This is a genomic window from Flavisolibacter ginsenosidimutans (assembly GCF_007970805.1).
GTDB classification, from domain to species: domain Bacteria; phylum Bacteroidota; class Bacteroidia; order Chitinophagales; family Chitinophagaceae; genus Flavisolibacter; species Flavisolibacter ginsenosidimutans.
In genome coordinates, this window is the sequence record NZ_CP042433.1 from 1405182 (window position 1) to 1419161 (window position 13980).

Here is a 13980-nt window from a genome sequence, read left to right on the forward strand (position 1 = left end):
AAGAAAAAAAGAGGTTCGTCAGTTTGTGTTTGCCGGTTCAATGTGGACCGGCCCAAGTTGTATTGAAATAAGAATTGTAAACACAAGCAATGAAAATCATGATTTTCTCAACGCAGGTATTTCCTTTTCATGGTGACGATTTTAAATTTTACGCTGTCGTAAATCAGCGCTCCGATCAGGGTTGCAACTGCCAGCAAAAGAACTTTAAAGCCTGCCACCAAATAACCGTAACCGCCAGCAACGCCGCCAAAAAAGAAAAAGAAAATAATGGTTAACCGGAGTTTTACGGAAGACCGCAGTTTTTTCTGCTGTTCTTCTTTTTTGTAAAAGAACAATTGCGAAAGTTCGATGCCTAAATCGGTAAAGAGACCCGTTAGATGCGTGGTTCTTACCACTGAATTAGAAAGCGACGTAACCAAAGCGTTTTGCATTCCCATTGAAAACAGCAGCCAGCAGGCAAGTGCGTTTGCGTGCGTCTCCACGGTTGACGGATGAAGAAAGGCGATGAAGAGCAGAATGCTTATTTCGATGCCAACCGGAATGGAATTAATGAACCGCTCGTTAATTTTTGAGATGACCTCCACCAACAGGTTGGAGCAAAAAGCGCCGAAGAGAAAAGCAAGAATGAAAAGCAAATAAACCAAACCCAGGCCGACATTTTTCTTTGCCATTTCATCAGCAAAAAAAGCAAAGTGACCGGTCACGTTTGTCGTCAGCCTTTTTACGGCAAAAAGTCCGCTAACGTTAACAATGCCCGCAACAAAAGATAACAAGGAAGCGAGCTTTAAATTGTGAGTCAGCGTCCGGCTTTTCCCGCGGTGACGAAACATGGTTAATCGAATAAAGGAAAAAAGATTGATAGCTGCTACGGTGCTTGGCCGAATAGAATTACGGAACGTACAAGTGTGCGACGCAACCATCGCTCAATAGTAGCACTGCAGTCCGGCCCAAACTCAATACAACAAATTCTTCAGCTTGTACAACGCCACAATCGAAATCTTTCCGCCTTTGATTTCAATAAGCCCTTCACTTTTAAAATCGCTGAGCGTTCGAATGAGCGATTCCGTGGCCGTGCCCACGTATTGCGCAATATCCTCGCGGGAAAACTCAATAAGATTTTTCTGCCCGTCTTTGTTGAATTTTTCGTGAATGTCCACCAGCGCTTTTGCCACCCGCTTGCGCAGCGAACTGTAAGCAAGGCTGAGCAGCCGTTCTTCTTTTTCTTTGACGTTTTGCGTCACGATGCGAATGAATTTGGCGGCAATGTTGATGTCGTTGTAGATCATGCCGAGAAACTCGTCACGCGGAATTTGCATGATCTCGGCGTCTTCTAAAATGGAAGCACTATCGTCGTAGTTTTTGTCTTCAATCAAAGCCGTGTAGCCAATAAAATCGCTGGCGCTGAACAAATCGGTAATGTATTCTTTTCCGTCTTCGTGGCCCTTAAAAGCTTTGACTTTTCCGCTTACCAGGTAATATAAAAAGCGGGGCCGCTTTCCTTCGCTGTAAAGCGTTTGCTTCTTGTGAAAATTTTCTAAGGCGTATTGCCCCGAGAGTTGCTTCAGCAAGCCGCTGTCCTTCACGTCTTTTACAAACTGCGCCAGGCCTTGCGGCGTTGATGCATAATTCTGCTGCAAGACTTCCGACTTTTTCAACCGCACTTCAATGGCGTTCAGCAGTTCGATGTCTTCAAAAGGTTTGGTCACGTAATCGTCGGCGCCCATCTCCATGCCTTTTCTAAAATCGCTGCGTTCCGTTTTGGCCGTTAAAAAAATGAACGGAATATTTTGCGTGTCCGCATTCTTGCGCAGAAGGTGCAACACGCCGTAGCCGTCAAGCTCGGGCATCATGATGTCGCACACAATTACGTCGGGCTTTTCTTTGGTGGCTACTTCCACACCGCGTTTGCCGTTTTCCGCGGTTAATGTTTTGTAGCCTGCCAGGTCCAAAATCTCTGCTGTGTTTTCGCGCAAATCGTTGTTGTCGTCAATGACCAGAATTGTTTTCGCCATGTTGGTTATCGTTTATGGGAATGGTTACCGTTATCGTTGTGCCTTCGCCCAAAGCGCTCTGTAAATTTATTGAACCTCCAAGTAAATCGGTGTAACGTTTTACAATGTGCAAACCCAGGCCCGTGCCTTGTATATTCAAGGCGTTTTTTCCACGGAAGAAAGACGAGAACAAGTGTTCCTGGTCTTCTTTTGAAATACCGATGCCTTTGTCCTTAACGCTGATGGTTGCTTTTCCATCGTGGCTTTCGCTGCGCACGTCAATCGTTGCGGCTTCGTCTGAAAATTTCAGGGCGTTGCTCAAAAGATTTATCAGGATGTTCTTCAGCAATTTCTTATCGCTGCAGGCAAAGTGTCCACCGTTGTGTCCGTATTTAATCTCCTGGCCTTTTTTTATCATGCCCCGCACTTCTTCAATAGTGTCGTAAACGGCTTCGGGCAAATCGAATTCGTAAAAGACGGCGCCAATTTTTCCTTCGTCCAGCTTGCCGAGGCTTAAGAAATCTTCCAGCAAATCGTTCAGGTGCTTTACCGATTCTTTGATGCGGTTTACGTGTTTGTCGCGATTTGGCTGTTGCTCCGCAGTGGTGTATTTTCCAATGAGTGATGCGGAAGAAAGCACGGAACTCAGCGGCGTGCGAAACTCGTGCGAGGCCATTGAAACAAAGCGGCTCTTGATTTCATTCAGTTGGCGTTCTTTGTCCAGCGCTTCGCTTAACTCGGCTTGCGATTGCTCCAGGCGTTGCAAAGCTTCTTTTAAAATCACCGTGCGTTCTTCCACTTTTGCTTCCAGTTCGGTATTGAGCTTTCGGATGTCGTTGGTTACTTTTTCCAATTGCTTTTGCTGTTGCACCATGCTTTGTTCAATTTCTTTCCGGTGCGTAATGTCCACCACAAAGGCAATCACAAACTGCCTGTTTTCCTGCCGGTAAGAGCTGAGGCTGACTTCTACCGGAAACGTGCTGGCATCTTTCCGTTGACCGTGCAGATCACGTCCCGAACCCATCTCGCGGTTTTGTGGATGATGATAAAAGCCATCGCGCAACGGCACGTGGCCCACACGGTAGCGGCTGGGCAGAAGCACTTCCACTTTCTGCCCGATTAATTCTTCGGATGCGTAAGCAAACATGCGGCAGGCGGCAGGATTTACCAACACGATGTTCGCCTGTTGATCGGCCAGCACAATGCCTTCGGTTGCGTTTTCGAACAAAGAGGTCATGTGCGATTTATCCATTTGCATGTGCCGCAACAAGCCTTTGATGTAAAGAACAATTAGCGTGGTGAACAAAACGAGAATGAGCACAAAAAAATATTCGGCCCACAGACCCGATTCGCCCTTTACCGATACCCGCCAAAACAGAAAGCCGAGAACCACAAGGCTGCTTCCCACACCGGCAATAACGGTAGCATCGCGTGATTGCACAAAGACCGAAAGAAAGATAACCACCAACAAACCGCTTAGGGTAATGCTGTAGCCGGGGAGAAAGGACGCGAGCACCAATGTAATGACGAAAACAAACATTGCGTAAATGCTGGCTTGCCGGCTTGAGAGTTGGGGCATCGTATTAATCTGCTTGATTCGCAAACTTAAAACAGAGGCCTCAAACCTGAAGCAAGGTTTTTTCCATCGCCAATACTTTGGGGTAAAGAACGTTGTTCTCCAGGTGCGTGTGTTGCGTCAGGTCGGCATCAAAGGCTTTCAGCTTGTGATAAATGACCCTGTGATTGGTACAGGCATCGTCGGTAAAGCGGTAATTGTTTGTTTGCTGGCGCAGTGAGAGCAACAAAGAGCTTACGCGGTTGTGTTCTTTGCTGATTGTTTCCACCAAAGGTTTGCGCATGGTGCGCACAAACAAGTGACCGTAAGCTTCCTTGCGTTCATACGTGTTGCTGACCTGCTTTAAATACGGGAATATGCTTTCTTCTTCGGCCTCGGTATGCTCCAGCAAAACGGCGGCAAGGTTTTGAAAGGTTTCTTCCACAGCCGCCAGGTAAGGATATTTTTTTAAATGTCCCGCAACAAAAGAATTCAGGGTTTGGGTAAGCAAGGGTATGGCCTTTTTTAAATAGCTGTGGTGAACGTAAATGATGTAGTCGAGCAGAAACAGAACGGGCCATTCGTTAAACTGTAAAGCGTTTGGAAGGCTTATTGTTTTGGTGGCTTCGTTTAGTTCAGTCTCCAACAATTCAAGGTTTATGTTTTTTGCGGCGCAGGCTTCTTGCAGCGGCAAGTTGCCGCCACAACAATAATTGATGCCCCATTTTTTGAAAACATCGGCAAGACGATAATCATCTCTTACCATTTGTGATACGGTTGGTAGCGCGGTGGCTTTTTCTATTTGCATATCGGTCGTTAAAGTCTGTTGGTTTGTAAGCTGTAGCAATGCTTTTTATAAAATGTTCTTTGTCGCCATGCAGTAAATCGTTAATGCTGGCGGAGGACAATAATGCCTGCAAGCGTTGGCGAAGGCCGTGCATCTGCTCATGAACGGGACAAGGATTGTTCACATCGCAATCCTGCAGACGCAAAACGCATTTGTTAAACATGTCGGTGCCGTCGGTTATCTCCGCCAAAAACGATAGAGACAGGCTTCGCGTCTTTTCGTTCACAGTAAAGCCACCGGTTTTCCCTTTCGAAGAAGCAAGTACGCCGGCCTTCACGAGGTTTTTCAAAATCTTGCTCATGAAGTATCGCGGCGCGGACAGTTGTACCGCAATTTCTTCGGCCTGCACAAATTGTTTGCTGTCCTGCATCAATGTGATATACAACACACCTCGCACCGCATAACCAAAGGATTTTGAAAACAGCATACGCCACAGTTAGCGACAAATCTATTTTCTGTTTGCAGGGGGAAAGATGATTTTTGTCAGCCAGAAGTTTGATACAACTTAGCTTGTGTCAAAATACAGCGGCCGAATTTGCGGCATTTGTTTTTGTAAAAGAACCGGCGTGGCCGCGTGGAATGTTTCTTGCTGAAAAAGCTTCGGATTATGCAAAAAGATAAGCGCTTTTGGATCGGACTTGGTTTATTGAATTTAGGATTGGTGGCTATGTTTGGCTTGCTCATGCGCAGCAAGATTCTTTTCTCTATTCCTTTTCTTGATTACCGAAACCTGCTGAGTGCGCATTCGCATTTTGCCTTTAGCGGTTGGGTTGGCCTCGTGTTGATTGTGGTTTTGATTTACGATGTAATGTCTCCCAAACTGGCGGAGAAGAAACGGTATCAAGGCGTTTTGTGGGGTCTTGAAATCAGTTCGCTGGGCATGGCATTCACCTTCCCGTTCACGGGCTATAACGCCGTTTCTATCTTTTTTTCCAGCGCTTATATTTTGGTGACCTATGTTTTTGGCTGGCTTTTTTTTAAAGATTTGCGGCAACAGCCGCCACTTCATCCCGTTGTTCGGTGGCTAAGCATTGGCGCAGTTGTGTCGCTGCTTCTGTCTGCCATTGGCCCGCTTGGCTTGTCTTACATTCTTTTTACAAAATCGGGCAACTCCCTGCTCTACCGCGACTCGGTTTACACCTTTTTGCATTTCCAGTACAACGGCTTTTTTACCTTATCTGTTTTTGCCGTTTTCTTTTCCCGGTGGATTAGGAAAGGCTTTTCGCTCCCACCTGCTGCAAAACGGTTCAGTCTTTTGCTGCTTGCTTCGGTTTTTCCAGCTTTGTTTTTGGCGTTGCTTTGGCACAACCAGCTTATTTTTTACGTGCTGGCGGCTATTGGCTGTTTGTGCATTTTAGCCAGCGTCATTTATTTTCTTCCCGAGTTTAAGAAGTCTGCTGCCAGCAATATTATTGACCAACCGCTTGCGAAGGTTTTCTGGACGGCTTCGTTTGTTTCGTTTGCGCTTAAAATGCTGCTCACCATTGGAACCATTTACCCGCCGCTGGGCCATGCTGTTTACGGCGCAAGACCGGTTATCATTGGTTTTTTACACCTTGTATTTTTGGCCTTTGTAAGCTTTTTTATTTTTAGTGTTTTTTTAGAAGAAGGGTATTTTCACCGCCACAAAAAAATCGTTGCGTTTCCATTTTATTTGTTTGGAACAGGCGTGCTTGCAAATGAAAGCCTCCTTATGATACAAGGCCTGGAAATTTTGTTTAAAACCAACAGCAATGTTTACAATTGGTTGTTGTGGGGCGCGGCAATTCTGCTTTTTATCGGCGCCCTGAGTTTAGCTGCTACATTTCATTTTATTAAAACAAGCAAGAAGACGGAAACAAGGTTTGCAACGTCCGTTTGAGCAATCTAATTTCACTTTATCAAACCAACCGTTGCACGATTGATGCTCTCTTTTGAGCTAGCATTTTCTGTACCTTATCGTTTGGAACGTTAACGCAAGCGAGGCATCAAACCAGCTAAGATTTTACTGCAAAAGAAAACCCGGTCACAATCTGGTGACCGGGTTTTCTTTTTCTTTTGTATAGTCCGAAAATAAGTGTCTTTTGTTTCGGAGCGCCTGACAAGAACTTATTTCTTGCCGTCGTTGTTGCGCATGAATTCAAGCACAGAGCGGGCATCGGTTTCGCTGAGGCTTTGGTTGGGCATGCGCACCAAGCATTCTTCCAGCAATTTTTGGGCTGCCGGATCTTTTTCAATCATTTCATCGGTGTTGGTTACAAAGTTCATAATCCATTCCGGCGTGCGGCGATCGGTTACGCCTTTCCAGCCCGGACCAACAAGTTTTTCATCTGTCAGCTTGTGGCAGCTCTGGCATTTTACATCGTAAGTGCTTTTGCCGGCTGCTATCATTTTATCGTCCAGTGGATGCGTGAGTTGAACGCTTTGGTGAGAGCCAATTCCCTTGGTAGCATCACCCGAAGCGGCTGTGTTACCCGTTGTTGTAGTGCTTTGTGCAGAGGATGAACTATCGGCCGAAGCAGATTTATTATTGCCGGCAGAATTACAGGCAATCAGACCGCTTACTGCGGCAATGAAAAGGAAAGAAACCGAACGCTTTTGATTCATAATAGTTGATTTAGTGATTCTGGAATTGCTGTTTTAGAGCAGATAAAATTGTGCCACGAAGGTCATAAAAAAACCTGAGCAAAATCAGTTGTTGCAATGATTTAAGATACGCATGTCTTTTGATGAACCTGCTGTTATAGTTTTTGGCTGACGAAATCAATAGAGTTGTCATTCCGTGCTTTCAATCCGGACATAAGTTTTTTGCCGTGACATTGGGTAGTTCTTGTTGTTGTTGTTCAACCCTTTTCAGCAGCAAAACAGCGGACTTGGCCGTTTAGGGCTGATCACTTTATATGCGACACCAAGTCTTTATAACCAGAAATAAATAACCACTCTCTGTTTAAAAATTGAGTAGCTAAATCTACAAAATGCTCAACAGTAAGCGAGAATAATACCTTATGCATTTAACCTAAATTCTGTATTCTACCCTTTGGCGGGCCTTGTGCCACAACGATAAATGATTTATGGAGGCGACAACTGCTTTAGGGCTTACTTATAAAAAGTGCAATTTTTACTGGCGGCAAAAGACTTTTCCAACGTGAGAAATATCATCTTTTGCGATGATGGACATCACAGCTCATGGGTATTGGCACAAATACATTTGTGCTTTAAAGACACGGATGTCTTTTAAACATTTAAAGAGCATTATGAAAACAAAACTGTCTTTGCTTCTCTTTTTCTTTTCTGCTTTTATGATTGAAAGCTGCGTGAGCAAAACACCCACGCACAAAGAAAAGTTAGACCTGCAGGAACTGACTAAAAACCAGCCAGAAGAACACGGCGCGGAAGTAAAGCCAGGCGATATTCAACTCACGTATCCACTAAACGACCAATGGGTGACCGAAGGCAAAAGTATTTACGATGTAAAATGTTCTTCCTGTCATAAGCTAACAGACGAAAAGCTCGTTGGTCCGGGCTGGAAAGGCGTAACCAAAAGAAGAAGCCCCGAATGGATCATCAACATGGTAACCAACGTGGACATGATGCTGGAAAAAGACCCCGTAGCGCAACGCCTGCTGGAAGATTGCTTAGTGAGGATGCCCAATCAAAACTTAAACCGTGACGAAGCAAGAAAGGTGTTGGAGTTTCAACGGAAGAACGATGGCGAATAGCGCACCGAACGCACACGAGTGCCCTTCGGCATGCTCAGGATAAACTTGCAACGGATGTTAAATAGATAGGCGAACCTCTGGTCCCAAAAAATAACAACGCAAAATTTTAAACCCAATTATATGTATATGTCTCATCGAAAACTAATGGCCTCGCTTGCATTGACCGCTGTTGCTGCGGGCGCCTTGTACAGTTGCAAGCCCAAAGGCGCACAGGCAGCCGTAAGCGGCGACGCGGCGGAAAAAGCATACGTTGCTCCCGGCAAGTACGACGAGTTTTACAACATCGTCTCTGGCGGCTTCAACGGACAGCTTGGAATCTATGGCATCCCTTCGGGACGCTTGTTTCGCGTTGTGCCCGTGTTTTCGCAATCAACCGAAAGCGGCTACGGCTTTAGCGAAGAAACAAAGCCCATGCTGAATACCTCTCATGGCTTTGTGCCCTGGGACGATCTTCACCACCTTGCTATTTCGGAAACGAACGGCGAACACGATGGACGATGGGTTTTTGTTAATGGCAACAACACGCCCCGCATTGCCCGCATTGACCTCTCAACATTCCGTACGGCGGAAATCATTGAGATTCCGAACAGCGCCGGCAATCACTCCTCTCCTTTCATCACCGAAAACTCCGAGTACGTTGTTGCCGGCACACGCTTCTCCGTTCCGCTGGACGACCAGAACGGCGACGTACCCATCAACACGTACAAGCAAAACTTTCGCGGCACGGTGAGCTTTATTCATCCTGACCCCACCACAGGCAACATGAGCATTGCCTTCCAAATTAAAACACCTGGCGTCAACTTCGACCTTGCCCGTGCGGGCAAAGGCAAGTCGCATGGCTGGATGTTTTTTAGCTGCTACAACACCGAAAAAGCAAACACGCTTTTGGAGGTGAACGCATCGGCTAAAGACAAAGACTTCATCATGGCGGTGAACTGGAAGAAAGCAGAAGAATATTTAAAGGCCGGCAAAGGCAAAAAAGAAGCCGTGAAGTATGCGCACAACGTGTACAACGAAAGTACGCACACTGCCACTTCAACCATGATGAACGAAGTAACGACGCTTGATCCGAAAGAGTGCCCGGACATGCTGTACTTCATTCCTTGTCCTAAATCACCGCACGGTTGCGACACCGATCCTACCGGCGAATACATCGTTGGCTCGGGTAAACTTGCCGCGTTGATTCCTGTATTTTCTTTCACAAAAATTCAGCAGGCCATTGCCAACAAAACCTACGACGGTGATTATGACGGCATCCCTGTAATCAAATACGACGCGGCCCTGTACGGCGAAGTACAAAAGCCCGGCCTCGGCCCTTTGCACACCGAGTTTGACGGCAAGGGTAATGCGTATACCTCCATGTTCGTTTCATCTGAGATTGTGAAATGGAACATCAAAGATTTGAAAGTGCTTGACCGCGTGCCGACGTATTATTCAATCGGTCACTTGTCAATACCCGGCGGCCCTACGGCGAAGCCTTACGGCAAATACGTGATTGCGTACAACAAAATCACCAAAGACCGTTACCTGCCCACTGGCCCCGAATTGACGCAAAGCGCACAGCTTTACGACATCAGCGGCGACAAGATGAAGTTGATTCTTGACTTTCCCACAAACGGCGAGCCTCACTATGCCGAAGCCATTCCAGCTTCGATGCTTATGAGCAAGCAGCGCAAGATTTATAAGATAGAAGAAAATATGCACCCCTTTGTAGCCAAAGGCGAGGGTCAAACAAAAGTAGTACGCAACGGCAACAGGGTTGATGTGTACATGACGGCCATCCGGTCGCACTTAACACCCGACAACATTGAAGGCGTGAAAATTGGCGACGAAGTCTTTTTCCACGTAACCAACCTGGAACAAGACTGGGACGTACCTCACGGCTTCGCTGTAAAAGGCGCCAACAATGCGGAGATTTTAATCATGCCCGGCGAAACGCAGACACTCGCGTTCAAGCCCGACAGAGTTGGCATCTTTCCTTTCTATTGCACGGATTTTTGCTCGGCGCTGCACCAGGAGATGCAAGGATATTTGAGAGTATCGCCTGCCGGAAGCAACGTGGCACTTTTGTTCAGCACAGGTAAAAACAACGGCGCTACCGCAAACCCTGCTGACAGCTCAAAAGCAAAAACAACCAAACCTTAAACAATAGTCCGATCCGTCCGGAGCGAAATGCTCCGGACGGTTGACGGACATTTCTTCCACCTGATTAAAAAATTTTATGAGAAAAATTTTTGTTCTTGGATTAGCCTCGCTTCTGTTGTGGTCCTGCAATTCGGGAAACACAACAACAGAGACAACAAAAACCAATACTCCTGAAGAACAAACCCGCGCCGGCCAATCAGCCGTTAAGGATGATGAATCTGCAAAAGACGTGGTAAAAGTAGCCGCCGGTTCGCCCGACCACACCACGCTTGTTGCGGCAGTAAAACAAGCCGAATTGGTAGATGCTTTGTCCAACGCCGGACCGTTTACGGTATTCGCTCCTACCAACGCAGCTTTTGAAAAATTACCAAAAGGCACCGTGGAAGATTTGATGAAACCCGAGAACAAAGCAAAGCTGCAGGACATTTTGCAATACCACGTTTATGTGGGAAGTCTTAAAACCGATTTGATGCAGGACGGACAAACCTTAAACGAAGTAAACGGTGGCAACATCACCATCAGCAAATCGGCCGATGGAAAAATAACCATCAACAACAAGGCACACATCGTTGCGTCCATTCCCGCTTCTAACGGCATCATTCACGTAGTAGATGAAGTGCTGCTGCCACCGGCCAAATAAAAGTCCAGTGAAATTTTGAATGCTTAGCAAAAAGGAAAGGCTTCGAAAGCCCGGAAAACTGTAAAACCATTGTATGAAAAAGATGCGCATTTCTTCCCGTTTGTTAATCGCTTTTGCCTCGCTGGCCATGACGGCTGTTTTCTTTTTGCCCGTTTGGTTTATCTTTTTGATTGCGCCGCAATACCCCGAAGGTCTGACGATGCAAATCTGGCTGACCAAGCTTTCGGGCCAAGTGGACATCATTAATGGCCTGAATCACTACATCGGCATGAAGCACATAAACGAGAACATGTTTCCCGAATTTGGTTATATGGTTTATATCCTCGGCGCTTTCATTGTTTACGGTTTGATGGTAGCACTCACCGGCAGCCGCAAACTGCTTCTTTCCCTTCTTTTTTTAACCCTGGTTATGGCCGGTGCAGCCCTGTATGATTTTTACAAATGGGGCTACGATTACGGCCATAACCTTGATCCAAAAGCCGCTATTAAAGTTCCCGGCCTCACCTATCAGCCGCCAGTTGTAGGCCATAAAACCCTGCTGAATTTTGATGCGTATTCTTATCCTGATGTTGGCGGCTGGATCGTTCTTGGCGCAGGTGCAATATTCTTTCTTGTTTATTTCCTGGAATGGGTACGCGGACGAAAGTTTGCAAAACAAAATGTATCCTTCGCAAAATCATCCGTTGTCGTTGCTTCCGCACTAAGCTTAATTTTTACTTCCTGTTCTTCAAAGCCTGAACCTTTTGTTTACGGCAAAGACCTTTGCGACGATTGCCGCATGACGATCATGGATCCGCATTTTGGCGCGGAGATCGTAACCACGAAAGGAAAGGTCTTCAAGTTTGATGATGTGCATTGCCTTGCGGCCTTTCTAAAAGACGGCAAGGTGAAAGAAAGCGATGTGAAGCAAACGCTTTTCATTGACTACAACAATCCAAATAATTTTATTGACGCAGCAACGGCTCACCTGGTTGTGAGTCCGCAATTGAAAAGCCCCATGAACGGTAACGCAGCGGCTTTTGCCACCAAAGACGTGGCCGATAAAAAAGGCGCAGAACTTGCAGGCCAAACTACGGACTGGAAAGCGCTGCAGAAAGAACTCTAAGACGACGACACAACGAAAATGAAACGAATCCTCACGATACTTTCCCTGCTTTGCGTGCAGTGTGCCTTTGCACGAACGCTGCCCGTGGGTAAGGAACAAACCTACACGGCAATTAAAGCTGCGATTGCCTCCGCAGCGAACGGCGATACGGTTTTAATCAAAAAGGGGCTTTACAAAGAAGGCAATATTGTTCTTACCAAATCCATCACCCTGCTGGGCGAAGAAGGCGCTGTGCTTGACGGCGAAGGCAAATACGAAATCCTCACCGTTAGCGGCAGCGGCATCGTCGTCAAAAATCTTCGCTTTCAGTATTCCGGCTTTTCCACGCTGAACGATTACGCCTCAGTTAAAGTGATCAATTCTTCGCGTGTACTCATTCAAAACAACACGTTTTTCAACGCTTTTTTTTCCGTGCATATTTCCGCCTCTTCTTATTGTGCGGTAATAGACAACAGCATTTCCGGCCTCACCAAAACCGAGCAAACTTCCGGCAACGGCATTCACCTTTGGAAATGCGACAACATGCTGGTGAAAGGAAACGAAATTCACGGTCACCGCGACGGAATTTATTTTGAGTTTGTTACCAACTCGGTGATTCAACAGAATAACAGCCACAACAACATTCGCTACGGTTTGCATTTCATGTTCTCCAACGACGACAGTTACATTCAAAATATCTTTCGCGACAACGGTGCGGGTGTGGCCGTGATGTATTCGCGCCGTGTGGTGATGGTAAAAAATCAGTTTGTTCACAACTGGGGCGGCAATGCGTACGGTCTTTTGCTCAAAGAAATTTCCGACGGACAAATTATTGAGAACGGCTTTACTCAAAACACAGTGGGCATTTTAATGGAAAGCACCAACCGAATCGAAGTGTCCAGCAATTCATTCACCGGTAGTGGCTATGCCTTGCGCATTTCGGCAAGCTGCAACGAGAACACGGTACACCATAACAATTTTGTGGGCAACACTTTTGACGTGGGCACGAACGGCACACTTATGCTGAATCGTTTTTACAACAATTATTGGGATAAATACGACGGCTACGATTTAAACCGCGACGGCATTGGCGACGTGGCTTATCACCCGGTGAGCATGTACTCGATGGTGATTGAGCAAAACCCTAACGCAGCTATATTAATGCGCAGTTTTATGGTTACGCTTTTGGACAAGGCGGAGAAAGCCATTCCCAGCCTGACACCCGAAAACATGGTTGACGAACAACCCTTAATGAAAAGGAGCAAGTAATGATTAAGATAGAAAACCTGCACAAACGGTTTAAAAAATTGCAAGCGCTGAACAACGTAAACGTTGAGTTCAGCAAAGGCCAGGTTGTTTCACTTATTGGCCCGAACGGTTCGGGTAAAACAACGCTCATCAAGTCCATTTTGGGCTTGGTAAAACCCGACAACGGCCAAGTGCTTTTCAACGGAATTTCGGTGGATAAAGACATTAATTACCGCAAGCACATCGGCTACATGCCGCAAATTGGCCGTTACCCCGACAACATGAAAATCGGGCAAATCTTTGACATGATTCGCAACCTGCGCGGCAAAGACACAAAAGTGGACGAAGAACTCTTTTACCGCTTCAAGCTCGATACGATGCTGGATAAAAGCATGAAGTCTTTATCCGGCGGCACGCGCCAAAAAGTAAGCGCCGCCCTGGCTTTTTTGTTTGATGCCGATGTGCTGATTTTGGACGAGCCAACCGCCGGCCTTGACCCGGTGGCTTCGGAGATTTTAAAAGAAAAAATCATCGCTGAAAAAGCAAAGGGCAAACTCATTTTAATCACCTCGCACATCTTAAGCGATTTGGAAGAACTGACAACCCACGTGCTTTACCTGCAGGACGGCAAAGTCGTTTTCAACAAATCCATGCTTGAATTGTACGAAATGACCGGCGAAGACAAATTAAGCCGCGCCATTGCCGCAGTAATGAGAAACGAAATAAAAGAAAAAGACGTGGCCTATCTGCGAATTGCGAAGTAGTGGGCATC

The 13980-nt window shown here is 46.3% G+C and carries 13 protein-coding genes; 7 read left to right on the forward strand and 6 right to left on the reverse strand.

Annotated features, from left to right (window positions below):
- Positions 1-107: 107 nt before the first annotated feature.
- From FSB75_RS05775 to FSB75_RS05795, 5 genes are all read right to left on the reverse strand, one after another.
- Positions 108-773: a YoaK family protein gene (locus FSB75_RS05775; RefSeq protein WP_262711952.1), complete on the reverse strand. Its 666-nt coding sequence runs from the start codon at positions 771-773 to the stop codon at positions 108-110.
- A gap of 180 nt (positions 774-953) precedes the next feature.
- The gene (locus FSB75_RS05780) at positions 954-2012 is read right to left on the reverse strand and encodes a response regulator (RefSeq protein ID WP_146784116.1); all 1059 of its coding nucleotides are present in this window, start codon (positions 2010-2012) and stop codon (positions 954-956) included.
- Positions 1987-3570 carry a sensor histidine kinase gene (locus FSB75_RS05785; RefSeq protein ID WP_227990780.1) on the reverse strand — a complete coding sequence of 528 codons (1584 nt, stop codon included), beginning with the start codon at positions 3568-3570 and terminating at the stop codon, positions 1987-1989. Before FSB75_RS05785 ends, FSB75_RS05780 begins: the two co-directional genes overlap by 26 nt.
- Positions 3571-3610: 40 nt before the next feature.
- Positions 3611-4354: a DUF542 domain-containing protein gene (locus FSB75_RS05790; protein ID WP_146784119.1), complete on the reverse strand. Its 744-nt coding sequence runs from the start codon at positions 4352-4354 to the stop codon at positions 3611-3613.
- A complete protein-coding gene (locus tag FSB75_RS05795) occupies positions 4299-4820 on the reverse strand; it encodes an RrF2 family transcriptional regulator (protein ID WP_146784122.1) in 522 nt (173 codons plus the stop codon). The genes FSB75_RS05790 and FSB75_RS05795 overlap by 56 nt, the downstream gene beginning before the upstream one ends.
- A 180-nt stretch (positions 4821-5000) precedes the next feature.
- Between FSB75_RS05795 and FSB75_RS05800 the strand changes: the two genes are divergently transcribed.
- Positions 5001-6254, forward strand: coding sequence for a hypothetical protein (locus FSB75_RS05800; protein ID WP_146784126.1), 1254 nt, complete (start codon positions 5001-5003; stop codon positions 6252-6254).
- Between the two features lie 227 nt (positions 6255-6481).
- Here the strand turns inward: FSB75_RS05800 and FSB75_RS05805 are convergent, their stop codons facing one another.
- Positions 6482-6979 carry a c-type cytochrome gene (locus FSB75_RS05805; RefSeq protein WP_146784129.1) on the reverse strand — a complete coding sequence of 166 codons (498 nt, stop codon included), beginning with the start codon at positions 6977-6979 and terminating at the stop codon, positions 6482-6484.
- Positions 6980-7626: 647 nt separating this feature from the next.
- Between FSB75_RS05805 and FSB75_RS05810 the strand changes: the two genes are divergently transcribed.
- The 6 genes from FSB75_RS05810 (at position 7627) to FSB75_RS05835 (ending at position 13972) form a co-directional block, all read left to right on the forward strand.
- A complete protein-coding gene (locus FSB75_RS05810) occupies positions 7627-8091 on the forward strand; it encodes a c-type cytochrome (protein ID WP_146784132.1) in 465 nt (154 codons plus the stop codon).
- A gap of 126 nt (positions 8092-8217) precedes the next feature.
- On the forward strand, positions 8218-10236 hold the full coding sequence (nosZ, locus tag FSB75_RS05815) for a Sec-dependent nitrous-oxide reductase (RefSeq protein WP_146784135.1): 2019 nt from the start codon (positions 8218-8220) through the stop codon (positions 10234-10236).
- 76 nt (positions 10237-10312) lie between these two features.
- The gene (locus FSB75_RS05820; RefSeq protein WP_146784138.1) at positions 10313-10876 is read left to right on the forward strand and encodes a fasciclin domain-containing protein; all 564 of its coding nucleotides are present in this window, start codon (positions 10313-10315) and stop codon (positions 10874-10876) included.
- Between the two features lie 73 nt (positions 10877-10949).
- On the forward strand, positions 10950-11981 hold the full coding sequence (locus FSB75_RS05825) for a nitrous oxide reductase accessory protein NosL (protein WP_146784141.1): 1032 nt from the start codon (positions 10950-10952) through the stop codon (positions 11979-11981).
- 18 nt (positions 11982-11999) lie between these two features.
- Positions 12000-13229: a nitrous oxide reductase family maturation protein NosD gene (gene nosD / locus FSB75_RS05830; RefSeq protein WP_146784144.1), complete on the forward strand. Its 1230-nt coding sequence runs from the start codon at positions 12000-12002 to the stop codon at positions 13227-13229.
- Positions 13229-13972: an ABC transporter ATP-binding protein gene (locus FSB75_RS05835; RefSeq protein WP_146784147.1), complete on the forward strand. Its 744-nt coding sequence runs from the start codon at positions 13229-13231 to the stop codon at positions 13970-13972. The genes nosD and FSB75_RS05835 overlap by 1 nt, the downstream gene beginning before the upstream one ends.
- Positions 13973-13980: the final 8 nt, after the last annotated feature.